Source organism: Stenotrophomonas sp. AS012628 (assembly GCF_010608305.1).
GTDB classification, from domain to species: Bacteria; Pseudomonadota; Gammaproteobacteria; order Xanthomonadales; family Xanthomonadaceae; genus Stenotrophomonas; species Stenotrophomonas geniculata.
In genome coordinates, this window is the sequence record NZ_VMBJ01000001.1 from 229,653 (window position 1) to 253,539 (window position 23,887).

The 23,887-nt window shown below is 66.5% G+C and carries 26 protein-coding genes; 19 read left to right on the plus strand and 7 right to left on the minus strand.

All coding sequences use genetic code 11. The features are described 5' to 3' along the window. Window positions 1-49: 49 nt before the first annotated feature. From aat to G5A07_RS01080, 4 genes are all read left to right on the plus strand, one after another. A complete protein-coding gene (gene aat / locus G5A07_RS01065) occupies window positions 50-790 on the plus strand; it encodes a leucyl/phenylalanyl-tRNA--protein transferase (protein WP_049409900.1) in 741 nt (246 codons plus the stop codon). Between the two features lie 86 nt (window positions 791-876). Continuing rightward, the gene (infA, locus tag G5A07_RS01070) at window positions 877-1,095 is read left to right on the plus strand and encodes a translation initiation factor IF-1 (RefSeq protein WP_005409596.1); all 219 of its coding nucleotides are present in this window, start codon (window positions 877-879) and stop codon (window positions 1,093-1,095) included. Window positions 1,096-1,266: 171 nt separating this feature from the next. Next, window positions 1,267-1,539: a hypothetical protein gene (locus G5A07_RS01075; RefSeq protein ID WP_191862397.1), complete on the plus strand. Its 273-nt coding sequence runs from the start codon at window positions 1,267-1,269 to the stop codon at window positions 1,537-1,539. Window positions 1,540-1,668: 129 nt separating this feature from the next. After that, a complete protein-coding gene (locus G5A07_RS01080) occupies window positions 1,669-2,046 on the plus strand; it encodes a hypothetical protein (protein WP_071306143.1) in 378 nt (125 codons plus the stop codon). Window positions 2,047-2,114: 68 nt separating this feature from the next. On the opposite strand, the gene clpA is transcribed toward G5A07_RS01080, so the two are convergent. Further along, a complete protein-coding gene (clpA, locus tag G5A07_RS01085) occupies window positions 2,115-4,400 on the minus strand; it encodes an ATP-dependent Clp protease ATP-binding subunit ClpA (protein WP_049481282.1) in 2,286 nt (761 codons plus the stop codon). Between the two features lie 138 nt (window positions 4,401-4,538). Here clpA and G5A07_RS01090 point away from each other — a divergent pair, with 138 nt between their 5' ends. After that, window positions 4,539-5,351 carry an APH(6) family putative aminoglycoside O-phosphotransferase gene (locus G5A07_RS01090; RefSeq protein WP_125437016.1) on the plus strand — a complete coding sequence of 271 codons (813 nt, stop codon included), beginning with the start codon at window positions 4,539-4,541 and terminating at the stop codon, window positions 5,349-5,351. 104 nt (window positions 5,352-5,455) lie between these two features. Here the strand turns inward: G5A07_RS01090 and clpS are convergent, their stop codons facing one another. Continuing rightward, window positions 5,456-5,782 (minus strand): ATP-dependent Clp protease adapter ClpS, encoded by a 327-nt coding sequence (gene clpS, locus G5A07_RS01095; RefSeq protein ID WP_019337429.1) that lies wholly within the window; start codon window positions 5,780-5,782, stop codon window positions 5,456-5,458. Between the two features lie 112 nt (window positions 5,783-5,894). Here clpS and G5A07_RS01100 point away from each other — a divergent pair, with 112 nt between their 5' ends. The 8 genes from G5A07_RS01100 (at window position 5,895) to G5A07_RS01135 (ending at window position 11,465) form a co-directional block, all read left to right on the plus strand. After that, window positions 5,895-6,368 carry a hypothetical protein gene (locus G5A07_RS01100; RefSeq protein ID WP_010485859.1) on the plus strand — a complete coding sequence of 158 codons (474 nt, stop codon included), beginning with the start codon at window positions 5,895-5,897 and terminating at the stop codon, window positions 6,366-6,368. Between the two features lies 1 nt (window position 6,369). Beyond that, on the plus strand, window positions 6,370-6,831 hold the full coding sequence (locus G5A07_RS01105) for an NUDIX hydrolase (RefSeq protein WP_191862398.1): 462 nt from the start codon (window positions 6,370-6,372) through the stop codon (window positions 6,829-6,831). Then, on the plus strand, window positions 6,828-7,970 hold the full coding sequence (gene mnmA / locus G5A07_RS01110) for a tRNA 2-thiouridine(34) synthase MnmA (protein ID WP_010485863.1): 1,143 nt from the start codon (window positions 6,828-6,830) through the stop codon (window positions 7,968-7,970). The genes G5A07_RS01105 and mnmA overlap by 4 nt, the downstream gene beginning before the upstream one ends. Further along, window positions 7,967-8,581: a high frequency lysogenization protein HflD gene (hflD, locus tag G5A07_RS01115; protein WP_010485865.1), complete on the plus strand. Its 615-nt coding sequence runs from the start codon at window positions 7,967-7,969 to the stop codon at window positions 8,579-8,581. The genes mnmA and hflD overlap by 4 nt, the downstream gene beginning before the upstream one ends. A 163-nt stretch (window positions 8,582-8,744) precedes the next feature. After that, window positions 8,745-9,935: a methyl-accepting chemotaxis protein gene (locus tag G5A07_RS01120; protein ID WP_010485867.1), complete on the plus strand. Its 1,191-nt coding sequence runs from the start codon at window positions 8,745-8,747 to the stop codon at window positions 9,933-9,935. A 98-nt stretch (window positions 9,936-10,033) separates the two neighbouring features. After that, window positions 10,034-10,249 (plus strand): hypothetical protein, encoded by a 216-nt coding sequence (locus G5A07_RS01125; RefSeq protein ID WP_032966708.1) that lies wholly within the window; start codon window positions 10,034-10,036, stop codon window positions 10,247-10,249. A 113-nt stretch (window positions 10,250-10,362) separates the two neighbouring features. Further along, window positions 10,363-10,827 (plus strand): hypothetical protein, encoded by a 465-nt coding sequence (locus tag G5A07_RS01130; protein WP_019337427.1) that lies wholly within the window; start codon window positions 10,363-10,365, stop codon window positions 10,825-10,827. 131 nt (window positions 10,828-10,958) lie between these two features. Then, window positions 10,959-11,465 carry a hypothetical protein gene (locus tag G5A07_RS01135; protein WP_191862400.1) on the plus strand — a complete coding sequence of 169 codons (507 nt, stop codon included), beginning with the start codon at window positions 10,959-10,961 and terminating at the stop codon, window positions 11,463-11,465. 141 nt (window positions 11,466-11,606) lie between these two features. Here G5A07_RS01135 and G5A07_RS01140 read toward each other — a convergent pair whose 3' ends face one another. Beyond that, window positions 11,607-14,366, minus strand: a complete 2,760-nt coding sequence (locus tag G5A07_RS01140) for an EAL domain-containing protein (RefSeq protein ID WP_049408904.1) — start codon at window positions 14,364-14,366, stop codon at window positions 11,607-11,609. A 131-nt stretch (window positions 14,367-14,497) separates the two neighbouring features. Between G5A07_RS01140 and G5A07_RS01145 the strand changes: the two genes are divergently transcribed. Together G5A07_RS01145 and G5A07_RS01150 are read left to right on the plus strand one after the other, a co-directional pair. Continuing rightward, window positions 14,498-16,600, plus strand: a complete 2,103-nt coding sequence (locus G5A07_RS01145; protein WP_191862403.1) for a PAS domain-containing sensor histidine kinase — start codon at window positions 14,498-14,500, stop codon at window positions 16,598-16,600. Between the two features lie 4 nt (window positions 16,601-16,604). Then, window positions 16,605-18,377, plus strand: coding sequence for an EAL domain-containing protein (locus G5A07_RS01150; protein ID WP_019337423.1), 1,773 nt, complete (start codon window positions 16,605-16,607; stop codon window positions 18,375-18,377). 17 nt (window positions 18,378-18,394) lie between these two features. On the opposite strand, the gene G5A07_RS01155 is transcribed toward G5A07_RS01150, so the two are convergent. The 4 genes from G5A07_RS01155 to flgA all read right to left on the minus strand — a co-directional run bounded on the left by G5A07_RS01155 (window position 18,395) and on the right by flgA (window position 21,079). Continuing rightward, window positions 18,395-19,615, minus strand: a complete 1,221-nt coding sequence (locus G5A07_RS01155) for an ATP-binding protein (protein ID WP_191862404.1) — start codon at window positions 19,613-19,615, stop codon at window positions 18,395-18,397. A gap of 91 nt (window positions 19,616-19,706) precedes the next feature. Continuing rightward, window positions 19,707-20,045, minus strand: coding sequence for a flagella protein (locus tag G5A07_RS01160; protein WP_010485882.1), 339 nt, complete (start codon window positions 20,043-20,045; stop codon window positions 19,707-19,709). Next, a complete protein-coding gene (gene flgM / locus G5A07_RS01165) occupies window positions 20,042-20,347 on the minus strand; it encodes a flagellar biosynthesis anti-sigma factor FlgM (protein WP_019337421.1) in 306 nt (101 codons plus the stop codon). The genes G5A07_RS01160 and flgM overlap by 4 nt, the downstream gene beginning before the upstream one ends. A 75-nt stretch (window positions 20,348-20,422) precedes the next feature. Continuing rightward, on the minus strand, window positions 20,423-21,079 hold the full coding sequence (gene flgA / locus G5A07_RS01170) for a flagellar basal body P-ring formation chaperone FlgA (RefSeq protein ID WP_010485884.1): 657 nt from the start codon (window positions 21,077-21,079) through the stop codon (window positions 20,423-20,425). A gap of 180 nt (window positions 21,080-21,259) precedes the next feature. Here flgA and G5A07_RS01175 point away from each other — a divergent pair, with 180 nt between their 5' ends. The 4 genes from G5A07_RS01175 (at window position 21,260) to G5A07_RS01190 (ending at window position 23,874) form a co-directional block, all read left to right on the plus strand. Further along, complete coding sequence (locus G5A07_RS01175) at window positions 21,260-22,204, plus strand: chemotaxis protein (protein WP_010485887.1); 945 nt, start codon at window positions 21,260-21,262, stop codon at window positions 22,202-22,204. Between the two features lie 156 nt (window positions 22,205-22,360). Continuing rightward, the gene (gene flgB / locus G5A07_RS01180) at window positions 22,361-22,756 is read left to right on the plus strand and encodes a flagellar basal body rod protein FlgB (protein WP_010485889.1); all 396 of its coding nucleotides are present in this window, start codon (window positions 22,361-22,363) and stop codon (window positions 22,754-22,756) included. A gap of 3 nt (window positions 22,757-22,759) precedes the next feature. Further along, the gene (flgC, locus tag G5A07_RS01185; RefSeq protein WP_010485892.1) at window positions 22,760-23,167 is read left to right on the plus strand and encodes a flagellar basal body rod protein FlgC; all 408 of its coding nucleotides are present in this window, start codon (window positions 22,760-22,762) and stop codon (window positions 23,165-23,167) included. A 23-nt stretch (window positions 23,168-23,190) separates the two neighbouring features. Further along, window positions 23,191-23,874, plus strand: coding sequence for a flagellar hook capping FlgD N-terminal domain-containing protein (locus G5A07_RS01190; RefSeq protein WP_043395609.1), 684 nt, complete (start codon window positions 23,191-23,193; stop codon window positions 23,872-23,874). Window positions 23,875-23,887: the final 13 nt, after the last annotated feature.

Genomic DNA, 23,887 nt, shown 5'->3' on the forward strand with positions numbered 1-23,887 from the left:
GCTGATGGTGCCAGACATCAGCGATCGCCACGACGAATACAATGGCGGCATGACCCGCCAGCTGCCCTGGCGCCTGGCCGATGCGCCGGACGCTCCCTTCCCTCCGGCTGAAACCGCACTGCGCCAGCCCGACGGCCTGCTCGCGGTGGGAGGCGACCTGCATCCGGTGCGCCTGCTCAACGCCTATGCCGGCGGCATCTTCCCGTGGTTCAGCGAGGGCGAGCCCATCCTGTGGTGGTCGCCAGACCCGCGCATGGTGTTCCGCACCGAGGGCGTGCACCTGTCCAGCCGCTTCCGCCGCCAGTTGCGCGGCAGCACGTGGGAGATCACCGCCGACACCGCTTTCAGTCGTGTGATGCGTGCCTGCGCCGCAGCACCGCGACCGGGCCAGGACGGTACGTGGATCAGCCCGGCGATGGTCGAGGCTTACAGCCAGCTGCACGACCTGGGGTTTGCCCACTCCTTCGAGGTCTGGGACCGGCAGACGCTGGTCGGCGGCATCTATGGGGTGGCGATCGGATCGATGTTTTTCGGCGAAAGCATGTTCAGTGGCGCCAGCGGCGGCTCCAAGATCGCCCTGGCGGCCCTCGCATCCACCCTGCGTGACTGGGGCTGGGAACTGATCGATGCCCAGGTGGAGAATCCGCACCTGCTGCGGATGGGCGCCGAACACCTGCCGCGCGCGGACTTTCTGGAGCACGTCCGTCAGGCCGTACACCGTGACGGCCGTGAAGGCCCCTGGACCCAGGCGGTCGGACGCTTGCCAGCACGGCGTTTGGCCGGGGGTTAACACAAACTTTGCAAGCCGGGCCCATCACGCGTAAAATACCGCGCCTTAGGCCCAGCGTGGCCGTTTTCTGAACCGCACAGGACTACATGTCGAAAGACGATTCCATCGAGTTCGAGGGCACCGTCAGCGAGACGCTGCCGAACACCACTTTCCGCGTTCGTCTGGAAAATGGGCACGAAATCATCGCCCACATCTCCGGCCGCATGCGCAAGAACTACATCCGCATCCTCACCGGTGACCGGGTCAAGGTTGAAATGACCCCGTACGACCTGACCAAGGGCCGTATCACCTACCGCATGAAGTAAGCGGTCGGCGCAATGCGCCACTCCGACAGGGCCGGCCTCGCTGCTGGCCCTTTGTCGTGCGCGGAAGAAAATGCGCGGCACCGAGATCGTTCGATTTTCGTCCTTGTCTGAAATCCGGCATCGCGCCGGGACTCTAGACTCAACGCGTTCTTCACAGAAGGCGCTGCGCGCATGATCTACCTGATCGTCCTGGACCCGCAGTCCGTCACCAGCCGCTGCTACGCCAGCAAGGGCCCGGACGGCACTTGGTTCGGCCAGCCCTGCCTGGTCTGCACCAGCATGGACGCATCCCACCCACTGTATCTGGCCGTGCAGCGCGAGGTCCCACACATGGGCAGCACACTCAAGCAGCGACCGCACATTCCGCATGAAGCGGTCGCATTCGTCATCGAGGATGGCGGCAACCAGGGGCGCCAGCAGGGATTCCGTTCGATCGCAGCCTGATGCGCCAAAGGTCATCGTGACCGATCTCACCGTGACGTCGGTCAGCCCTGCTTGCGGCAGATTCGCATTTGCAGCGGCGGCAGCATCCTGGGATCCGATCCAGTCCGGATCGCCGCCCCCTGCCCCGCCATGAATCTGTCTTCCCTGCTCATCCCCCTGGCTTTGTCTGCCGCCACCCTGCTGGCATCGCCCGCCCATGCCGCCGACACCCCGCCGGCGCAGTGCGTACCACTGACCGGCGAACAGCAGATCGTTCGCGCCGGCGCCGACAAGAACATCCTGCTTCGCTCCGGCGAAGACCACTATGTCGTGCATTTCCGCAACAGCTGCCCTTCTGCCGTGCTGGCCACCCGCCTCGGCTTCAAGACCGACGGCAAGGAGGCTGGCGAGCTGTGCAGCGAGGGCCGAAGCGCTCTGGACACCGGTCGCGGCAGCTGCGAGGTCGCGCGCATCGAGCTGATCGATGCCGAGCGGTTCAAGCGCGAAGCGCGCCGCCGCAGCCGCTGACCCCGGACAGCACAAGGGCGGCCGAAGCCGCCCTTGTTGTTTCCAGTCTTTCACGCCAAGCCTTCAGCTCACTCCACCGTAACCGGCAGCAGCCGCTCCGGCTCAGCCTGGGTCTCGACCACCAGCTCGTCGTCGCGGACATCGATGCTGACCTTGCCACCGTTGACCAGCTTGCCGAACAGCAGCTCGTCGGCCAGCGGGCGCTTGATCTTGTCCTGGATCACGCGGGCCATCGGGCGCGCACCCATCAGTGGGTCGAAGCCGTGGTGAGCCAGCCAGTCGCGCGCGGTCGGGGTGGCCGACAGGCTGACGTGCTTGTCCTGCAGCAGCATCTCCAGCTCGATCAGGAACTTGTCGACCACGCGCAGGATGTGCTCGAAGCCCAACGCCTGGAACTGCACCACCGCGTCGAGGCGGTTGCGGAATTCCGGGGTGAAGCTGCGGCGGATGGTCTCCATCGCGTCGGTGGCATGGTCCTGCTTGGTGAAGCCGATCGAACGCCGCGAGGCCTGCGCCGCGCCGGCATTGGTGGTCATCACCAGCACGACGTTCTTGAAGTTCGCCTCACGACCATTGGTATCGGTCAGCACGCCGCGGTCCATCACCTGCAACAGGATGTTGAAGATGTCCGGGTGCGCCTTCTCGATTTCGTCCAGCAGCAGCACGCAGTGCGGCGTCTTGACGATCTTCTCGGTCAACAGGCCGCCCTGGTCGAAGCCGACGTAGCCCGGAGGGGCACCGATCAGGCGGCTGATCGAATGCGGCTCCATGTACTCGGACATGTCGAAGCGGACCAGCTCGATGCCCAGCTGCAGCGCGAGCTGCTTGGTCACCTCGGTCTTGCCGACACCGGTCGGACCGGCGAACAGGAAATTGCCGATCGGCTTTTCCGGATTGCCCAGGCCCGAGCGGGCCAGCTTGATCGCCGAGGACAGCGTCTCGATGGCCGGGTCCTGGCCGAAGATCACCATCTTCAGGTTGCGCTCCAGGTGCTGCAGCACATCCTTGTCGGTGGCACTGACCTGCTTGGCCGGGATCCGCGCCATCTTGGCCACGATTGCCTCGACCTCTTCAACGTCGATCAGCTCCTTGCGCTGCTCCTCGGGCAGCAGGCGCTGGCGGGCACCGGCCTCGTCGATCACGTCGATGGCCTTGTCCGGCAGCAGGCGGTCGCCGATGTGCTTCACCGACAGGTCCACTGCGGCCTGCAGGGCCTCGTCGGAGTAGGTCACACCGTGATGCAGCTCGTACTTGGACTTCAGGCCCTGCAGGATCTCGTAGGTCTCGCCCACCGTCGGCTCGACGATGTCGATCTTCTGGAAACGGCGGGCCAGCGCCCGGTCCTTCTCGAAGATGCCACGATATTCCTGGAAGGTGGTCGAGCCGATGCAGCGCAGCTCGCCCGACGCTAGCGCCGGCTTGATCAGGTTGGACGCATCCATGGTGCCGCCCGACGCCGAGCCAGCACCGATGATGGTGTGGATCTCGTCGATGAACAGCACCGCGTTGGGCACCTTCTTCAGTGCCGTCAGCACGCTCTTCAGGCGCTTCTCGAAGTCGCCACGGTACTTGGTACCAGCCACCAGTGCGCCCAGATCGAGCGAATAGATCACCGCATCGGCCAGCACCTCAGGCACCGAACCCTCGACGATGCGGCGGGCCAGGCCCTCGGCAATCGCGGTCTTGCCCACGCCGGCCTCGCCCACGTACAGCGGGTTGTTCTTGCGGCGGCGGCACAGGACCTGGATGGTGCGCTCGATTTCGTCGGCACGACCGACCAGCGGGTCGATGCGACCGGCCCGGGCCTGTTCGTTGAGGTTGCTGGCGAACTCGGTCAGGGCATCGCCCTTCGGCTCGCCCTCCCCGCCTTCAATGCGGCCTTCGCCCTCGGAGGAGGAGGACGGCTGCTCGCCTTCTTCGCCCAGCTTGGCGATGCCATGGGACAGGTAATTGACCACGTCCAGCCGGGTGACGTCCTGCTGGTTGAGGTAATAGACGGCGTGGGAGTCCTTTTCGCCGAAGATGGCGACCAGCACATTGGCGCCGGTGACCTCCTTCTTGCCCGAGGACTGCACGTGGTACACGGCCCGCTGCAGCACGCGCTGGAAGCCCAGGGTCGGCTGGGTATCGCGGCCGTCATCTTCGGCCAGGCGGGACACGGAGGCCTCGATGGCCTGCTCCAGCTCCTGGCGCAGGCGTTCGGCGTCGGCGCCACACGCCTTCAGTACGGCCTGGGCGGACGGGTTGTCGAGCAGTGCCAACAGCAGGTGTTCGACCGTCATGAACTCATGCCGGGCCTCACGGGCGCGCTTGTAGCACTGGCCGATGGTGTGTTCGAGGTCTTTGCTGAACATGGATTACTCCGGCGGCAGATGGGGACAATATGCGGCCTGACTACGCGATTTCCATCACCCTAGCGGATTGCTGCGTTCAGATGGCGTTAGCAGTACACATCGCTTGATCTTCATTCACTCCAGGACAGCCCGCCCAGCATGAGCGAACCCTACCTGAGCCGCTGGCGATTGCGGCGTGATGGCGCAGCCATCGAAACGCCCCATGCCCAGCTCTGGCCAGTGCTGACCATCGCCGGCGAGCCGGCCATGCTGAAGATCAGCAGCGAAACCGAAGAGCAGAACAGCCATCGCCTGCTGCGCTGGTGGGAGGGCGATGGCGCCGCCCGCCTGCTGGCCCACGAGGGACCGGCGATCCTGATCGAGCGTGCCGGCGGCGACTCGCTGCGGCAACGCTCGATCGAGGGCGACGATGACGCCTGCACCACGATCCTGTGCCAGGTGCTGCAGCGGCTGCACCGGCCACGGAGCGCGCCGCCAGCGGAACTGGTCTGCCTCCGTAGATGGTTCGCCGACCTGCTGCAGCCAAGGGCTGCGCTGCCGCCACTGCTGGAACAGTGCAGATCACTGGCGGAGGGGTTGCTGCAGGAAGAGCGCGAGATCCGGCCGCTGCACGGCGACCTGCACCACGACAACGTGCTCGATTTCGGCGCGCGCGGCTGGCTGGCGATCGACCCGAAGCGGCTGCTGGGTGATCGCGCCTTTGATTACACGACACTGTTCAGCAACCCGGACCTGTGCGGTCCGGGCATCCACGTTGCGACGCAGCCTGAGCGGTTTGCCGCCCGGCTGGAACAGGTCAGTGCACTGGCGGGCCTGGAGCGCACGCGCCTGCTGCGCTGGATCGCAGCCAGCGCGGGGCTGTCGGCAGTCTGGTTCCGGGATGACGGCGCCCCCGCCGAGGTCGACGAGGCCGTGGCGCGTATGGCGCTGGAGGCGTTGGCGGAGGCCTGATCCAGCTGTAGAGCCGAGCCTGCGCTCGGCTGCTGCTGGCAGAGATCTGGATGCCTGGGTGAACAGCAGCCGAGCGTGGGCTCGGCTCTACAGGTCGGGGGCGGTCAGGCCTTTTCCATCGTGCACAGCAGCGGGTGCTGGTTCATCCGCGAATACTCGTTGACCTGGGCAACCTTGGTCTCGGCCACTTCGCGGGTGAACACCCCGCACACGCCGCGGCCGCGGGTATGGACGTGCAGCATCACCTGTGTGGCCTTGTCCAGGTCCATGTTGAAGAACTGCTGCAGTACGTCCACCACGAAATCCATCGGGGTGTAGTCGTCATTGAGCAGCATCACCTGGTAGAACGGCGGCGGCGCCACTTCCGGGCGCGCGGGTTCCACGGCAACGCCGTGCTCGTGATGGGAATCGGGGGAAGACTCGCGGGGCATCTGCTCATTATAGAGGCTCGAGCGGGCCTGCGTCGGCCCGCCGCAGATTGGACGGCACGCACGGCCGCCGTCACAATTGCATCCTCTCTCAACACTGTTTCACAGGATCTTCATGAAAAGGACCCTTCTCTCCGCCCTGCTGATCGCCCTGGCCGCCGCCGGCTCCGCCGCCGCCGAGACCCAGGCCGACAAGGCCGTGGCCCGCCACCTGGACAAGCTGGGCTACACCTACGAGGTCGACGAGGACGGCGACTACCGCATGGTGTTCGACGTCGAAGGTGACCGCACCCAGATGGTCTACGTGCGCTCGTCGGTGGAAGATTTCGGCACCCACAACATCCGCGAGATCTGGTCGCCGGCCTACAACGCCAAGACCAAGCAGTTCCCGGTGGCCGTGGCCAACCGCCTGCTGGAAGATTCGCAGGACGCCAAGATGGGCGGCTGGGTGAAGCAGGACACCACCGCCATGTTCGTGGTCAAGATCGACGCCGATGCCACGGCCGACCAGCTCAGCGACGCCATCGATGCGGCCATCCGCACCGCCGACGCCATGGAGCTGGAACTGACCAAGAAGGACGAGTTCTGAGTTGAACGCTACGCCGGACCCGCGCTGGGCACCGCACGCCACCGTCGCCACTGTGGTGGTCGACGGCGGCCGCGTGTTGCTGGTTGAAGAGACCATCGACGGCCACCAGGTGCTGAACCAGCCGGCCGGCCACCTCGAGCCGGGCGAAAGCCTGGCCGAGGCAGCCCTGCGCGAGACCCGCGAGGAAACCGGCTGGACGGTGCAGCTGACCCACTTCATCGGCTGCTACCAGTGGACGGCCGGCGACGGCACCCCCTTCCTGCGCTTCTGCTACGCGGCGCGCCCGGTCTCGCACGACCCGGCGCAGCCACTGGACACCGGCATCGACCGCGCACTCTGGCTGACCCCGGCCGAACTGCAAGCCGCCGGCGAGCGCCTGCGCAGCCCGCTGGTCTGGCAGGTGGTGGCTGATTACCTGGGTGGCCAGCGCCATCCACTTTCCCTGGTCCGGGAGGTCGCATGAGCACTCCGCGCGTGATGGTGGGCGTCTCCGGTGGCGTCGACTCCTCGGTCGCCGCCTGGCGCCTGGTACAGCAGGGCGAGGCCGTAGCCGGTCTGTTCATGCAGAACTGGGCCGACGACGGCAGCGGCGACTGCCGTGCCGAGGACGACCGCCGCGATGCGGTGGCCGTCTGCGGCCTGCTCGGCATTCCGTTCCACTTCCGCGATTTCTCCAGCGAATACTGGCAGGGCGTGTTCGAGCACTTCCTGGCCGAGTACGCGGCCGGCCGTACGCCGAACCCGGACGTGCTGTGCAACCGCGAAGTGAAGTTCAAGCACTTCCTGGATGCCGCCCGCGAACTGGGCGCCGAACGCATCGCCACCGGCCATTACGCACGTGTGACCCAGCGCGGCCACCAGTGGCTGCTGCTGCGCGGCGCCGACCGCTCCAAGGACCAGAGCTACTTCCTGCACCAGCTGGGCCAGGAACAGCTGGCGGCCACCCTGTTCCCGATCGGTGACCTGGAAAAGACCGACCTGCGGCGGATCGCACGTGACGTCAGCCTGCCGACCCACGCCAAGAAGGACTCCACCGGCATCTGCTTCATTGGTGAGCGCGACTTCCGTGAATTCCTCGGCCGTTACCTGCCGGCCAAGCCCGGCCAGATCCTCGACCCGGCCGACGGCAGCGTCATCGCCGAACATCCGGGCGTGTTCTATTTCACCCTGGGCCAGCGCGAAGGCCTGAACATCGGCGGCGTGCGTGGACGTCCGGCCGCGCCGTGGTACGTGGTCGGCAAGGATGTGGCCAGCAACGTGCTGTACGTGGACCAGGACCGCGACAGCAAGTGGATGCTGTCCGATCGCCTGCGCTCGGAAACCGCGCACTGGATCGCCGGCGCGCCGCCGGCACGGCGCTTTGAATGCACCGCCCAGACCCGCTACCGCCAGCCCGACGAGCCGTGTACGGTCGAGGTGCTGGACGATGGCAGCGTGCTGGTCACCTTCGCGCGCCCGCAGCGCGCCGTTACCCCCGGTCAATCACTGGTGCTGTATGACGGTGACGTGTGCCTGGGTGGCGCGGTGATCGCCGCCACCGATGCGCCGCTGGAACAGCGCCTGCGCACCACCCCCTCCCCTTTTGAGGTAATCGCTGCATGAGTTTCACTGTCGACGACCGCGTCCTGGCCCTGGCCGGCATTGCCCAGGCCCTGCAGCAGGTACGCCGTATCGCCGATACCGGCCATTCCGACGCCGCCGCCGTGCGCACCGCCGTGGACAGCGTGTTCCGTGTCGATGCGTCCTCGCCGCAGGAGGTGTTCGGTGACCGCCATGCACTGAAGGCCGGCCTGCGCCTGCTGCACAACTACTTCCGCAGCCAGGGCCAGGATCCGATCCTGCCCAAGCTGGCCCTGTCGGTGCTGCAGCTGGAGCGTCGCTTCGTGCAGGACGGCGCCACCGTGAACAAGGTCGCCTCGGGCATCGAGCGCGCCCAGCGCCAGGCCACCGAGCTGGGCGACAGCGGCCATCCGGACGTGCTGGCCAACCTGGGCGGCCTTTACGCGGACACCATCAGCCACCTCAAGCCGCGGGTGATGGTGCAGGGCAACCCGCACTATCTGGGCCAGGCTGGCGTTGTGGCCGAGATCCGCGCCCTGCTGCTGGCCGCGGTGCGCTCGGCGGTGCTGTGGCGCCAGCTGGGCGGCAGCTACTGGGACTTCCTGTTCAGCCGCAAAGCGATGATCGAGGCCGTGGACCGGCAGCTGGCCTGAGGCCATGGGGTCGGATCCCTTTCCGGCACGGAAAGGGCTCTGACCCTGAAGCCGCCAAGGCGCCGGAAAACCGGCGCATTCAGAATGCACTTCCGGGCACATCGACGTTAAAGAGAAAGGGGGTACGGCCGATACATCCTCCGTGCACCTCCCGAGAACGTCCATGTACTCACGCATTTTCATCCGTCTGGCCGCCCCCCTGGCTCTGACCCTGCTGCTCCCCTTCGCCATCGGTTTCGAATGGCCGGCCGCCCTGCGCTGGGCGATCCTGACCACGATGACGCTGAGCTGGCTCGGCTTTGCGTGGTGGACCACCCGCGCCCAGGCGCACCGTTCCCCGGAACATGCCCGTGTCCTGCGTGAGCAGGACCAGCTGCTGACCGAACTGCGCAACTTCGTCGGCAACGAGATCGACGGTTCGCGCGGCGAAGTGGAACGTGCCCGTGACCTGATCCGCCAGGCCGTCTCCAGCCTGGGCGGCAGCTTCGATGCCATGAACCGCAAGTCGCGCCAGCAGAGCCAGGCCCTGTCGCGCATCGTCGACCGCGCCGGTGATGAAGGCAATGCCGGCCTCGACGTTGCCCGTTTCGCCCAGCACGCCAGCCACCGCATGGAACAGCTGGTCGAAGCACTGGAACAGGTGAGCGGCCAGAGCAGCACCACCGTGCAGCACATCGACCAGATGGCGCAGCACCTGGATGGCATCTTCGCGCTGCTGGAAGACGTCAAATCGATCGCCGACCAGACCAACCTGCTGGCCCTGAACGCTGCAATTGAAGCAGCGCGTGCCGGTGAAGCCGGTCGCGGCTTCGCGGTGGTCGCCGACGAAGTGCGCAACCTGTCCGAGCGCTCGACCACGTTCAACGAGCAGATCCGCAAGCTGGCGCACAGCTCCAAGGACGCCATTGCCAAGGTGCGCGAGACGGTCTCGCACATGGCGTCGCGTGACATGGATCGCTCCCGTGAAGCGCGCCAGGAAGCGGCCGCGATGCTCGACAACGTGGCCCAGATCAATGCCTCGCTGGGCGATGGCATGCGCGAAGTCTCCGAGTGTGCCCGTTCGATTGATGGCAGCGTGGCCGAAGCCGTGCGCGCCCTGCAGTTCGAAGACATCGCCACCCAGGCGCTGGGCGGCGTGCACACCCACCTGGACCGCCTGACCGCGATCAACCGCGAAGCAGTCGCCCTGCAGGAACTGCTGCACCGCAACGGCGGCGTGTTCGACGAAGAGATCGCCACCGCCCTGCAGCGCACCGGCAGCCGCCTGCGCGAACTGCGCAGCGAATGGGAACGCCCGCCGCACAAGCCGGTTGCCCAGCAGAGCATGGGCGCCGGCACCGTCGAGCTGTTCTGACCCTGATGTCCGCTGCCCTCGCCGGCAGCCCGCAAGGCCCCGGTTCCTCCGGGGCCTTTGCCTGTGACCCGCCGTTGGATGCATCCTGTACGCGCACCATGACCCTGATCCGTGCCCTGCCCTCCCTCACCGATACCGAGCGCCCGCGCAACGCGAGCGTGCGTGAGCAGCTGCAACAGCTGGAGGATGTGGCACGCGAGGAGATCCGCGAGCTGCAGCAGCTGGCCGATGCGCGGCCGGCGCCGTCCCGCGCGGACGAGGCGCTGCTGGGGCTGGCGTGGGACCTGGGGCTGGATGGGGAAGCGCTGAAGTAGATCCACGCCATGCGTGGATGAAATGGCAGCGGCCACCCACCATTTCAGATTTGTTGCATGGTCTGAATCACCGGCTCCGGGCACACTCATCGCTCTCCCTCCTTGACAGCGTCATGGCATTCAATCCGGAAGAAGCGCAAGAAGCCTTCGAACAGTTTCTGATCATCATGGACGATCAGATTGAATGGCTGATCGAGCAGGCGCAGCAGCGCGGCGTCGACCTAGACGGTAGCCTGGAGAGCCTTGATCGCCTCGAAACCCTGTACACGTTGATGGCCGCAACGTTATCGAAGGACGAGCAGGCTGCCTTGAGAGTTGTGTTTGCACGATATCTTGGGGAAACCGTGTGTCAGCATCACGGCGGCAAATGGACTCTCCCACTGGATGATCCCAAGGACATCAGTTTCAACATGCCGGTTATCGTGGGGCATTCATCCTGCCCGTGGCTGGAGTTCAATCCCATCCACACGATGCGAGCCTATTCACTTCGGCCCAAGCCCGGAATGATCCAAAGCGTCGTTGCGCACAGTGTTGCTCCACGGATTCTGGATCTTAGCGATCTGGTGGAAGAGGACTGACGCCAAGAGGCTGCTTGAGTCGCTGGGCGGCCCCACCCGCATGGTGGCTCGGACCGCCTGCCATCCACGCATGGCGTGGATCTACTGTCCGGGCAGTGGCATGATCCACCGATCCCGATCATGGAAGACCGATGGCCATCGCCCTGATCGCACTCCTGCTGATCGAGACCGTCCTTCTGATGGCCTGGGTGGCCGGTTATTTCAGCTGGGGCATCACCGTGTTCAATGAGCGCATCGCGGCGTCACCGGCCATGCAGTCCCGGCTCTCGCTGGGCAGCCTGGAACGTGACCTGCCGCAGGACAAGTGGCTGCGACTGGCCTTCCATGCGCTGCCCGATGGCAGCATGGCGTTCCGCGAGAGCTTCGCGCCGAGCTTCGGCCTGCGCTACTTCCCCGTGATGCGCGGTCGCATCGTACTCAACGCGCGACGGCACGAGGTGCGGGTGATCGGACTGTGCAGCTGGTTCGTGGCCATCCTGTCGCTGTTGCTGTTGCTGCTGGTGGCGATGCGCCCGATGGTGGCGCCCATGCTGCTGGTGCTGCCGCTGTTCCTGGCCAGCTATCTGGTCCAGAAGCGGCGCTATGCGGCCATCGTCGAAGCGCTGCGCATGCAGTTGAAGGCGGAGTTCCCAAGGTAGATCCACGCCGTGCGTGGATGATCGCGCGTCCAGGCATCAGTGCCGACCAACGGTCGGCACCCACCAAAGCGGATTGCGGTAGATCCACGCCATGCGTGGATAGACACAGCAGCCAAGGTCAGTTCCAACCAGTGCAGCTGATCAGCGCGCCAGCACCACTTCCCCGCTGGCATCGGTACGCAGCGAAACCGGCTGTGGCTGGCGCAGCCACTGCGCCAGGTCGCGCGGGCTGAGCGGGCGCGAGTACAGGTAGCCCTGGATCTCGTCGCAGCCCTGGCGGCGCAGCATGTCTTCTTCCTGGTGTGTTTCCACGCCCTCGGCCACCACCTTCATGCCCAGCGCGTGGCCCAGGTGCACGATGGCCTGGGTCACTTCGGCCGTGCCCGAATCATGCAGCATGCCCTGCACGAAGCTGCGGTCGATCTTCAGGCGGCCCACCGGGAAGCGGTTGAGATAATTGAGGTTGGAGAAGCCGGTACCGAAGTCATCCACCGCCAGCGGCACGCCGTGCCGTTCCAGCACATCGAAGCAATGGCGCAGGATGTCGGTGTCACGGATCAGTGCCGACTCGGTCAGTTCCAGTTCCAGCCGCTGCGGCGGCCAACCATGGGCGTGGCAGATCTCGATCACGCGCTCGGCGAAACCACGGTCACGCAGCTGCACCGCGGAGACATTCACCGCGATGCGGTCGAAGCGCAGGCCGGCGCGGTCCCAGGCGGTGGCCTGGCGGCAGGCTTCATTCAGTACCCAGTCGCCGATGCGCACGATCTCACCGCACTTCTCGGCAATCGGAATGAACTCGGCCGGGCTGCAGTAGCCGATCCCGGGCCGGTGCCAGCGCAGCAGCGCCTCGATTGCAGGTGGCTCGCCGTGGTGGGCATGCAGCAGCGGCTGGTAGGCCAGGCTGAACTCTTCGCGCTCGATGGCGCCGTGCAGGGCGTGCTCAAGCTCCAGCTTGCGCTGGATGCGGGCCAGCGCATCCTGGCTGTAGTACTGGTAGGTATTGCGCCCGGCTTCCTTGGCCGCGTACATCGCGGCGTCGGCAGCACGCAGCAGGGAATCAAAGTCGGTCTGCGCATCGCCCAGCATCGCGATGCCGACGCTGGCGCCGACCTTCAACGTGGTCTCGCCACGGCGCAGCGGCTCGGCCAACGAGGCGATCAGCTTGCGCGCCACGTGGCCGGCGTCTTCCGGCTCGGCCAGATCGCGCAGCACCACGATGAACTCGTCACCACTGAAGCGGCCAAACAGGTCGTTGTTGCGCAGGTTCTGGTGCAGGCGCGTCGCAGCGGCCTTCAGCAGCGCATCACCGGTGGCATGACCGAAGCTGTCGTTGATGGTCTTGAAACCGTCCAGATCGATGAACAGCATCGCCAGCGAGGTGCCACGGTCGCGCGCTTCCTCGATGGCTTCTGCCGTCTGTTCGCCGAGCAGCACGCGATTGGGCAGGCCGGTGAGCAGATCGTAGTGGGCCAGCAGCTCGATGCGCTCGTTGGCCTCGCGCTCGCGGGTGATGTCACGGAACAGCACCACGAAGCGCGGCGGCAGTCCGTCACGGCGATCCAGCTCGATCAGCACCTGCACCCACACGCGCAGGCCCGACTGGCGGTAGAAGCACAGGTCCAGCTGTTCGGGCAGCCCGCCACCGGCAATCCGGACCAGCGCGGCGTCGAAGGCATTGCGCGAATCTTCGGTGTACAGCGCCAGCGCCTGGTCGAGGGTGATCGGCTCCTTGCGCAGGCCGTGGATGCGATAGCACTCCTCGGTCCACTGCATGTGCCGGGTCTGCACCTCGATCTCGCAGCCGCCGATGCGGCCCAGCGCGGAGACGCGGTTGAGCAGCTCGGTACGCCAGCGGATCAGCGCATCGGTCTGGTGCTGCTCGGTGATGTTCTGCACCTGGCCGAGCAAGCGCTTGGGCTGGCCATCCATGTCCAGCAGCGGCTGCATCCACAGCCGCAGATGCTGCGACGGTTCGTGGCCGCGGGTCAGTTCCAGTTCGATGTTGGCGGCCCGGCCATCACGCCACAGACGCCGCCAGGCTGCACGCAACGCACCCCGCGAGCGCGGATGCAGCTGCTTCAGCCAGCGGCGCTGGCCGGGCGCGCTGCCCTGCTCCAGCGCCAGCATCGAGCGCAGTTCCGGCGACCACCAGAAATGACCACTGTTGGGGTCGAACGACCAGCTGCCCATGCTGGCGATGCGCTGGGCCTCGCTCAGGTGCAGCTGCTGTTCCTGAAGCAGCCCTTCCAGCTGCTTCTGTTGTTCGATATCGGTATGCGTGCCGACCATGCGCAGCGGCTGGCCATCGGCGGTGCGCGCGACCACGCGCCCGCGGTCCAGTACCCAACGCCACTGGCCATCGGCCTGGCGGAAGCGGAATTGTGCGCTGTACTGCTCGCTCAAGCCACGCAGATGCTCGTCCAGTGCGACCCGCACCTGGGCGATATCCTCGCTGTGCACGCGGGCCAGGATCTCGGTGGCGGTTTCGTCACCCAGCGCCGGGGTGCGCACCACACGGTCGCTGGGAATGTCCCAGTCCCAGAGGCTGTGCCCGGCACTGTCCAGCGCCAGCTCCCAGCGCCCACCGCCGCCAAGCGGCACCGGTTCGGGAATGCTCAGCGTGAAGGCCAGCAGATTGCCGGCGCCATCGTGCACGGCCCGCAGGTGGCCGTCGTAGTGCCCGTGCGGGCCACCCGGCAGCGTGCAGGCCACGATGCCGCCATCGGCGGCCATCAGGCGCAGATCTTCCAGCATCGGCGCATACGCAGCCACGGTAGCCGGCAAGCCGTGCTCGCGCGCAGCCGGATTGGCCGCCAGCGGGCGGCCCGTGCGGTCGACGATGACCAGCGCCGACGCAAGCGGGTGCTGCAGCAGGCTGGCGATGATCCCTTGGTCCACGCGATCTTGCTCCGGATGACACGCCCGTCAGCGGGGCACGCAGTGGTTAACGGCGCCTGCGGCGGATAATTGAGTGGTCTGGGCGCACCTGCGCGGTAAGATGGCCGGCGCCCCTTTCTTCCGCCCTGTCCATGCCCGCAGAACCGACCGGCAACGCCCCAGTTCCCGACCCGCGAATGGCGCAGGCGCTGAGCCGCGACCGGCGCCGGGTGGTGCTGAGCTACCTGGCGATGGCGCTGGCCTGGATGATCTCCACCGACAGTGCGGTGCAGGCACTGGTGCCTGACCCGCAGCAGGCGGCCTTGTGGCAGGGCCTGAAGGGCTCGTTCTTCGCCCTTGCCAGTGCGGGCCTGCTGTATCTGCTGCTGCGCCCGCTGGCCGAGCACGTGCTGCACACCCATGCACGCCAGCAGGCCTCGGAGCTGCGCCTGCGGCAGATGTTCGAAGGCAACCCCGGCCCGATCCTGGTCTATGACCTCGATACGCTGGCGATCCTCGATGCCAATCCGGCGGCCTGCACCGCCTTCGGCTGGGACCGTGACGAACTGCTGGAGCAGACCATCGACGCGTTGTGGCCGCCAGGCCAGGACCAGGCACTGCAGACCAAGCTGGAGGCGATCCGCGAGGCACCAGAGGAACTGTGCATCCTGCGTACCCAGCTGCAGCTGCGTGACGGCTCGCTGCGGCAGATGGAGCTGCGCTCCAACGCCATCAGCTACGACGGCCACAACGCCCGCTTGTTGATTGCCATCGACCGCACTGCGGAGGATCTGGCGCAACTGCGCCGCGACCAGGCGCTGGCCCGGGTGGAAGAAGCCCACGAGCTGGCCCGCATCGGCGCCTGGGAGCTGGACCCGTCCACCGGGCTCGGCCGTTATTCCAATCAGGTCTACCGCCTGCTGGGTCGCCGCCCGCCCGAGGCCCGGCGCTGGCATCGCTTCGACGAACTGCTGGTGCCGGCCGATCCGGCCACCGCTACCCAGACCGAACAGCTGCTGGCCGAACTCTGCTCCGGCGATCCCGTGCACGTGGACGTGCTGCTGCCGCTGTTGTCGATGGATGGCCGCGCCTTGATGGTGCATCTGCGTGCTGCCAGCGGCATCGACGAGGCCGGCCGCAATCGCGTGCTGGGCACGCTGCAGGACGTGACCGAGCGTGAGCAGTCGCGACGCCTGCTGCGCGAGCGTGAGGAGCAGTTCCGCGAGCTGGTACGGGTACTGCCCGATGGCGTGGTGATCCTCTCCGAAGAACACGTGTTGTACGCCAATGCCTGGGCCGCCAGCCTGTTCGGCTATGGCAGCCACACCCTGCTGGGCGAGCCGCTGTCGGCACTGGTGGGCAACGCCGATCTGTCCCGCGTGCGCAGCCAGCTGCGTGCCGGCCAGCCCCACCTGGGGCCCGGTCACAGCAGCGTGGTGGCGATGCAGCGCGCTGATGGCCGCAGCTTCCATGCCGGCCTGGCGGTAGGTGAAGTGCGTTATGGCGGACGCGACTGCAAGCTGCTGATCGTGCGCGACCTGAGCGATTCCGAGCGGACCCGCAGTGCGTTGGAAACCAGCAACCGTGAACTGCAGGCGATGGCCGGCCGCCTGTTCTCGCTGCAGGAGGATGAACGCCGCGCGATCTCGCGCGATCTGCACGACGACATCGGCCAGGCGATCACGGCGATCAAGTTGTCCGCCTACGCAGCACAGGACGAAGATGATCCGCAGCGCCGCGCCGAGGATCTGGCGCAGATCGTCAGCCTGGCCGATACCACGGTGGCCAAGCTGCGCGACATCTCTACCCTGCTGCGCCCGCCGCAGCTCGACGCGCTGGGCCTGGAAGCAGCCTTGAGCTGGCAGGCACGGGTACTGTTCCGTTCGTCGCCGGTGGAACTGCTGGCCGAGATCGAGCCCCTGCCGCACCGTCCCGACAACAGCATCGAGCAGGCCTGCTTCCGTATCGCGCAGGAAAGCCTGACCAACGTATTGCGCCACGCCCGTGCCAGCCAGGTGCAGCTGCAGCTGCGCGATGTCGGCCAGCGCGGCCTGCACCTGCAGATCCGCGACGATGGCGAGGGTTTCGACCCCGATGGTCCGCGCGGGCTGGGCCTGATCGTGATGCGTGAGCGCGCGCAGAGCGTCGGTGGCCATGTGCGGATCGAATCCGCGCACGGCGAAGGCACGCTGATCGACGTCCACCTCCCCTACCAGGCGGCCAGCATGGCCGCCGCTGAGTCACCGGAATACTGAGCCTATGTGGAATCCCAACCAGCCCCCGGTCAGCATCGATGATGCGCCTGATCGCCTTGGCGCCGGCAACCCCGAGCTGCAGGTAATGGTCGCCGAGGCGGCCTCGGGCGGCACCGCACTGATGCTGATGCATGTCGACATCGACCACTTCGCTTCGGTCAACGAAAACATGAGCGCCGAGGTGGGTGACCAGGCCCTGGCGCTGGTGGCGCAGCGGTTGCAGTCCTACCTGCGCGGGCGCGGCAAGCTGTGGCGCCACGGCAGCGATGAGTTCCTGATCGCCGTGCCACGCACGGCCGACGTGCCGCTGCCGGAGGACTTTGCCGAGGAGATCCGGCAGCAGATGGAGCTGCCCCTGTCGGTGCTGCCGTATACGTTGTTCATGACCGGCAAGCTGGGCGTGAGCCTGTGCCCGGACCATGCAAGCAGCGCCTCACGCCTGCTCGATCATGCCGAGGATGCGCTGTACCAGGCGGCCCGCGAAGGCGGCAACGCGGTGCGCATCCACGCCGTGGACACGCCGCCGAGCGCGCACAGCGAGAGCATCATCGCGCGCCAGATCGTCGACGCGATCCCCAATGGCGAGCTGAAGCTTCGCTACCAGCCGCTGGTCAGTGCCCGCGACGGCCACGTGGTGGGCATGGAGGCGCTGCTGCGCTGGCAGTCGCCGACGCTGGGCATGCTGGTGCCGGAGCGCTTCATGCGCACCGCCGAACGGCTGGGCATCATCGTGCAGATCGGCACCTGGGTGCTGGAGGGCGCGCTGAAGCAGGCCCGCCTGTGGCGCGACCAGGGCTTCGACGACTTCACCATCGCCGTGAACGTCTCCACCCTGCAGTTGCTGCGGCCCAACTTCTTCGCAGAAGTCATGGGCCTGATCCAGGCGGCGGGCGTGCCGGCGCAGATGCTGACGCTGGAGATCAACGAAAGCGCGCTGACCAACAACGTCAACTTCGTGCACGAGACGCTGGCCAACCTGCGCAACGAAGGCATCAGCCTGAGCCTGGACAATTTCGGCACCGGCGATTCCAGCCTGAGTGCGCTGGTGCGCTACCCGGTGGACAAGCTGAAGATCGACCGCAGCTTCATCAAGAGTGCGCCGGCCGGTAACCGCGAAGCGGCCATCGCCCGTGCGATCATCGCCATGGGCCACCAGCTGGGCATGACCGTGATCGCCAACGGCGTGGAATCGCAGGCGCAGCTGGGCTTCCTGCGCCGCAACGACTGCGACGTGTTCCAGGGCTACCTGTTCGGCGAACCGATGTCGGCCGATGCCGCCGGCATGACCCTGCGCCGCCGCTACCTGCGCCCGGAGGCCTTTGCCGAGACCCGTCCCGACCGCACGCTGCTGTTGCTGGACGACGAGGAGAACGTGCTGCGCTCGCTGGTGCGCCTGTTCCGTCGCGATGGCTACCGCATCCTGGCCGCCGGCAACGTGCGCGATGCGTTCGACCTGCTGGCGATCAACGACGTGCAGGTGATCCTGTCCGACCAGCGCATGAGTGACATGAGCGGCACCGAGTTCCTGGGCCGGGTGAAGATGCTGTACCCGGACACGATCCGCCTGGTGCTGTCCGGTTACACCGATCTGAACACCGTGACCGACGCGATCAACCGCGGTGCGATCTATCGCTTCCTGACCAAGCCGTGGAACGACGACGAGCTGCGCAAGCACATCCACCAGGCGTTCCGCACCTATGAGGAGCAACGCCGCAGCAACGCCGGTCCGGCGCCGGTGGAAAGCGGAGATGGCGGTGAGGATCGTCCGCTGCGGTGACCCACATGTAGAGTCGATCAGCGCGGCTGCTTCACCGGCAGCACCACGCGGAAGCGCGAGCCCACGCCCGGGGTGCTGTCCAGGTCGATGCGGCCGTGGTGCTTGTTGATGATGCTGTAGGAGATCGACAGGCCCAGGCCGGTGCCGCTGCCAACGGGCTTGGTGGTGAAGAACGGATCGAAGATGCGCTGGCGCAGTTCCGGCGAGATGCCGCCGCCGGTGTCCTCGAATTCGACCCACACGTGATCGCCATCAACGCCGGTGCGCACCGTGATCGTGCCGCGCTCGGCGATGGCATGGCCGGCGTTGAGCAGCAGGTTCATGTAGACCTGGTTCAACTCCGACGGCAGGCATTCCACCAGCGGTAGCTGGCCGAACTCCCGCACCAGGGTGACCTTGTACTTCAGCTCGTTCCAGATGATGTTGATGGTCGATTCCAGGCCTGCGTGCAGGTCGACCAGCTTCCACGATTCGTCGCGGCCGGAATACGAGAAGTCCTTCAGGTCACGCACGATGCGGGTGACCCGCTCGATGCCTTCGCGCGATTCAGCCATCAGCTGCGGCAGGTCACGGCTGATGAAATCGATGTCCAGACGGTCACGGATATCGTCGATTTCCGGAATCAACGCCTTCGGGTCCGGCGCGCGCAGGGCGCGTTCGTAGGCTTCGATCACCGTGAACAGGCTGCGTAGGTATTCCTGCAGGCTGCCCAGGTTGGAGTGCACGTAGCCGATCGGGTTGTTGATCTCGTGCGCGACGCCGGCAGCAAGCTGGCCGATCGAGGCCATCTTTTCCGACTGCAGCAGCTTTTCCTGGGTGCCGTTCAGGCGCAGGTAGGCCTGGCGCAGCTCGGCATGGCGCTGCTGCAGCTCGCGCTCGTAGTCTTCCTGCCCCTCGATATGGCGGAACAACGCCAGGAAGTTCCCCTGGCCCACCGGGCCGTGGTGATACAGATGGGCGATGACCACGCCCTCGCCCAGCGGCAGGCTGCCATTCCAGTGACCATGCTGGCGCGCCTGTTCCAGGGCATCGGGCGGCAGCAGTTCACGCAGGCGCTGCGGTGGTGGCAGACCGCCACCCTCGCCGCTGGCCAGCAGGTTCTGCGCGGCCGGATTGGCCAGCGCCACCTGCCCGTCTTCAGTGAACAGCAGCAGCCCTTCGCGCAGGCGCTCAAGCAGGGCCTGCAGCACCGGCTGTGGCGGAAGGGGGGCGGTAACCAGGGCGTTGGCAGCGGACACGGCGACTCGGGGCATTCGAACAGGCGCCCAATATACGCGGTCACGCAGCGGGCTTCAGCCCGCAGGAATGGGTTGTGCGACCGCCGTCGCGTCAGGCGACGGCGAGTGGACGGCGCGCAGTGACGGTGTGCGCCTGGCCCTTGGCATCGTAGGCCGAGGCATCTTCGGTGCGGCCGAGCTGGCGCAATGCCCAGTTGACCTCGCGGCGGCGGCGCGACAGCAGTACGCCGTTGGCGCGGTTGCGCTCGGCCAGTTCCTGCAGCTGTTCGCCCTCGCCCACCGGCGGCGCGCCTTCCAGCGCACGCAGCGCCTCCAGCTTGGCGCCGGTGGCCCGAATCAGGGCGTGCACGTCGTGCTCGACCAAGGCCTGGCGTTCAACGTCCAGGGCCTGGGCAAGGCGCTGCAGCGGCTCGCTCATCGCCGCGGTCATCCGTGCAGCTGCTGGTCCAGCTCGAGCATGCGCGATGCGATCGCGTCCGGATTGATCTTGTAGGTGCCGTTCTGCAGCGATTCGCGCACGGCGGCCACGCGCTGGGCGTCGATCGCCGGGGCGGTGGTCAGCTCACGCTCGATGGCCTGCAGATTGGTGGCCTCGCCGGTCAGGCGCAGGCTGTCGGCCGCTTCGACCGGACGTGCTGCCGCATCGGTGCTGACGCCGGGCTTGTTGGCCGGGGTCGTCACGCTGCGCAGTGCCTGGGGGACCTGCAGGTTGCCGTCGATTTTCTGGCTCATGGGGTGTCCTGGAGTTGCCGTTCACAAGGGATAACGGCCGCAGGGCCGTGATCTTTAGGGATATTTTGCGGTAAATCAACGCGCCACGATTACGTCACCGGCGGCATCGACCGTGCCTTGCACGATCCGCCGCGAGGACAGGTTCTCTACCGAGACCCGTTCGTTTTCACCGGCATCGCCCATCGCGCGACCGGCAATGCGGACCTCGACCGAGCCGCGACGCGATACCAGGGCCACATTGTCTCCCCTCTTGATGAGACGCTGCACCACCAGATCGTTGTTCGACAGCAGGGCTCCGGCCTGCAACGGACGGCGGGCGATGCGGCCGATCGCCGCGTTGGGATCGGCCAGCACTGCACCGGCAATCCGGGCGGCGTCACGCTGGGCAGTGGTGATATCGGCGGCGGTGAGGGTTTCTCCAGTGCCGATTCCACGATTGAGCACCAGCACGGTCTGGTTGCGCCGTACCTTCACCGGCACGAACAGGCGCCAGCCACCGGCATCGGGGCAGCTGACTTCGACCGTGGTGTTGGCGGTGGGCTGCACCTGCAGCGCGCCACCACACCTGGGCAGGCGCAGCGCATCGGCCACCTGGGCCTCGCCCTCGCTGCCGGCCGGCAGCGTCGACAACGCCGCGGCGCGAATGCTGGCCACCGGCTGCCAGTCGGCGGCAACCGCCCACGGCGAGGCCAAGGCCAACGCGATGGCGAAGAGAGATGTGACCCGGCGCATGGCGCCTCCTGTCGATGGGATCTGGCCCTGGTGCGTGCAAGGGGTGTGCCAGATGGGCAGAGCTGCGTTTTGTAGAGTCGAGCCTCGGTCGAACATGGCGCGACGCCACAATTGCGGTGCGGACCACGCGGGCGGCAGAGCGCCCTCAAGTTCCGCCACTGCGGCGCCGATACAGCAGCCATGTCCCATGACCTGCTCAACCGGATCGACCAGCGGACCCGACTGGCCGGCCACAATCGCCTGGCGCTGCTGCTGTTCCGTCTCGGCGGACGTCAGCTTTTTGGCGTCAATGTCTTCAAGGTGCAGGAGGTCCTGCGGCGCCCGGAGCTGTTCCAGGTGCCCGGGCTGCCCAGCCAGTTCTCCGGCGTGGCCGACGTGCGCGGCCGTTCGGTGCCGGTGCTGGACCTCGGGCTGGCGATCGGCCATCCCGAGCGCGAGCCCGATGCGGACACCTCGCCCGGCTATCTGGTCGTCACCGAATTCAACCGTTCGATCCAGGGCTTCCTGGTCAGCGGCGTGGAGCGCATCGTCAACATCGCGGTGGAAGACATCCACCCGCCGCCGGAACTGGGCGCCGAATCGAGCTACCTGACCGCGGTGACCCGCTTCCAGGGCGAGCTGATCCAGGTGATCGACGTGGAAAGCGTACTGGCCGACATCGCCCAGGTCCGTGGCGAAGCGGTGCTGGACCCGACCATGGCAATGCCGGCCGACGGCCCGCAGCTGCAGGTGCTGGTGGTGGACGACTCGCGCGTAGCCCGCCAGCAGATCCGCAGCGTGCTGGACCAGCTGGGGGTGGGCGCCACCCTGCTTTCCGATGGCAAGCAGGCACTGGACCACCTGCTTCAGATCCATGCCTCCGGCGAGAACCCGGCCGAGCGCTACGCCATGGTCATCTCGGACATCGAGATGCCGGCCATGGACGGCTATACGCTGACGACGGAAATCCGGCGCCATCCGGGCCTGGCCGGCCTGTACGTGCTGCTGCACACCTCGCTGTCGGGCGTATTCAACAATGCGATGGTCGAGCGCGTCGGCGCCAACGCCTTCGTCGCCAAATACTCGCCTCACGAACTGGCTGACTTCGTGCTGGACCGCCTGCGCAAGGTCGCGATGGCGGCGTAGGGCCGCGTCACGGGTCTCCGCCGGGCATGGCCCGGCGCTACCACAACCTCCCCGACCCCTGGGCTAGCGCCGGACCATGCCCGGCGGACGCGATGTCGCGCGTGCTTTGGCACACCCCTTGCAGCTTCCCGGGCAACGTTCCCGTGGGAGTGCACCGTGCGCAACCTGATTACCGACTACCTGGGCGTCCACGCCCAGGCCATGCCGTTGCGCGAACAGCGGATGAAGCTGATCGCCAGCAACCTCGGCAATGCCGACACTCCCGGCTACAAGGCCCAGGACCTGGACTTCGATGCCGCCCTGCGCCATGCCCAGGGGCAGGATGCCAACGGCCTGATGACCACCACCAACGAGCAGCACTACGAAATCAGTAGTGGCCTGAATCCGTTCCAGATCGCGCGCGACGGCGTACAGCCCAGCCTGGACGGCAACACCGTCGATCCCGATGCCGAGCGTGCCGCCTATGGCCGCGCCGCACTCGAATACCGCGCTTCGCTCAGCTTCGTCGAGAGCAAGGTGCGTTCCATGCTGACCGCGATCACGGGGCAATAAGCCATGAGCAACCTGCCGATCTTCGATATCGCCGGCTCCGCGCTGCAGGCGCAGTCGGTGCGCATGAGCACCATCGCCTCCAACCTCTCCAACGCCGACACCGTCGCCGGTTCCGCCGACGCCGTGTACAAGCCGCTGGAGCCGATCTTCCAGGCCGTGACCAGCAAGAACGATCCGAACATCACCTCGGTGAAGGTCAAGGAGATCACCCAGAGCGAGGCCGCGCCGATCAAGCGCTATGAGCCGGGCCACCCGCTGGCCGATGGCGATGGCTACATCTACCAGCCCGACGTCGATCCGGTGGCGCAGATGGTCAACCTGATCTCGACCTCGCGTAACTACCAGGCCGGCGTGGAGATGCTGACCACCGCCAAGGAACTGGCCCTGGCCACCCTGACCATGGGCCGCTGAGGCCCGCAGTACCGGATACCGCCATGACCACCGCCGTCAACAACCAGACCAGCCAGGACGTCTACGCCGCACTCGGCCTGAACGCCCCGAACAGCAACGCTACGAAAAAGAAGAACACGCTGGACCAGGCCGACTTCCTGCGCCTGATGACCGAGCAGCTGCAGCATCAGGATCCGCTGAAGCCGATGGACAACACGCAGATGGTCGCGCAGATGGCGCAGATGTCCACCGTGCAGGGCATCACCGATCTGAACAAGACGGTGAAGGGCTTCCAGGAATCGATGGCCAGCGACCAGGTACTGCGCGGTGCCGCGCTGGTCGGTCACCAGGTGCTGGTGCCGTCGGAAAAGCTGGTATTGGAAAAGGAAGGCAGCGTCGAAGGCACGGTGGCCGCACCCTCGGCCGGCATCGTAACCGTCGACATCACTGACGCCAACGGCACCAAGGTCACCTCGCTGAGCGTAGAAGCCAAGGCCGCTGGTGAAACCGCGTTTCAGTGGGACGGCAAGGACGCCAACGGCAAGCGCATGGAACCGGGCAAGTACTCCATCGTCGCCAACCACGTCGACACCACAGGGAAGAGCACCAAGTTGTCCACCTTCGTGCAGGCCCCGGTGGAGAGCGTGACCGTCGGTTCCGACGGTCTGTACCTGAACCTCAAGGGCCTGGGCACGGCCCCGATTGACTACGTGCTCCGCGTCAGCTGAGCCGCACATTCCG

Coding starts and splice junctions, on each gene's coding strand:
- clpS (WP_019337429.1), bottom strand. CDS start 5,782: ATGCCCCGCGAGTCTTCCCCCGATTCCCATCACGAGCACGGCGTTGCC.
- G5A07_RS01145 (WP_191862403.1), top strand. CDS start 14,498: ATGCCCGCAGAACCGACCGGCAACGCCCCAGTTCCCGACCCGCGAATG.
- flgC (WP_010485892.1), top strand. CDS start 22,760: ATGAGCAACCTGCCGATCTTCGATATCGCCGGCTCCGCGCTGCAGGCG.
- G5A07_RS01120 (WP_010485867.1), top strand. CDS start 8,745: ATGTACTCACGCATTTTCATCCGTCTGGCCGCCCCCCTGGCTCTGACC.
- G5A07_RS01175 (WP_010485887.1), top strand. CDS start 21,260: ATGTCCCATGACCTGCTCAACCGGATCGACCAGCGGACCCGACTGGCC.
- G5A07_RS01080 (WP_071306143.1), top strand. CDS start 1,669: ATGAATCTGTCTTCCCTGCTCATCCCCCTGGCTTTGTCTGCCGCCACC.
- flgA (WP_010485884.1), bottom strand. CDS start 21,079: ATGCGCCGGGTCACATCTCTCTTCGCCATCGCGTTGGCCTTGGCCTCG.
- G5A07_RS01090 (WP_125437016.1), top strand. CDS start 4,539: ATGAGCGAACCCTACCTGAGCCGCTGGCGATTGCGGCGTGATGGCGCA.
- G5A07_RS01190 (WP_043395609.1), top strand. CDS start 23,191: ATGACCACCGCCGTCAACAACCAGACCAGCCAGGACGTCTACGCCGCA.
- G5A07_RS01125 (WP_032966708.1), top strand. CDS start 10,034: ATGACCCTGATCCGTGCCCTGCCCTCCCTCACCGATACCGAGCGCCCG.
- clpA (WP_049481282.1), bottom strand. CDS start 4,400: ATGTTCAGCAAAGACCTCGAACACACCATCGGCCAGTGCTACAAGCGC.
- G5A07_RS01130 (WP_019337427.1), top strand. CDS start 10,363: ATGGCATTCAATCCGGAAGAAGCGCAAGAAGCCTTCGAACAGTTTCTG.
- hflD (WP_010485865.1), top strand. CDS start 7,967: ATGAGTTTCACTGTCGACGACCGCGTCCTGGCCCTGGCCGGCATTGCC.
- infA (WP_005409596.1), top strand. CDS start 877: ATGTCGAAAGACGATTCCATCGAGTTCGAGGGCACCGTCAGCGAGACG.
- G5A07_RS01135 (WP_191862400.1), top strand. CDS start 10,959: ATGGCCATCGCCCTGATCGCACTCCTGCTGATCGAGACCGTCCTTCTG.
- flgM (WP_019337421.1), bottom strand. CDS start 20,347: ATGAGCCAGAAAATCGACGGCAACCTGCAGGTCCCCCAGGCACTGCGC.
- G5A07_RS01160 (WP_010485882.1), bottom strand. CDS start 20,045: ATGACCGCGGCGATGAGCGAGCCGCTGCAGCGCCTTGCCCAGGCCCTG.
- G5A07_RS01100 (WP_010485859.1), top strand. CDS start 5,895: ATGAAAAGGACCCTTCTCTCCGCCCTGCTGATCGCCCTGGCCGCCGCC.
- mnmA (WP_010485863.1), top strand. CDS start 6,828: ATGAGCACTCCGCGCGTGATGGTGGGCGTCTCCGGTGGCGTCGACTCC.
- aat (WP_049409900.1), top strand. CDS start 50: ATGACCCGCCAGCTGCCCTGGCGCCTGGCCGATGCGCCGGACGCTCCC.
- G5A07_RS01150 (WP_019337423.1), top strand. CDS start 16,605: ATGTGGAATCCCAACCAGCCCCCGGTCAGCATCGATGATGCGCCTGAT.
- G5A07_RS01075 (WP_191862397.1), top strand. CDS start 1,267: ATGATCTACCTGATCGTCCTGGACCCGCAGTCCGTCACCAGCCGCTGC.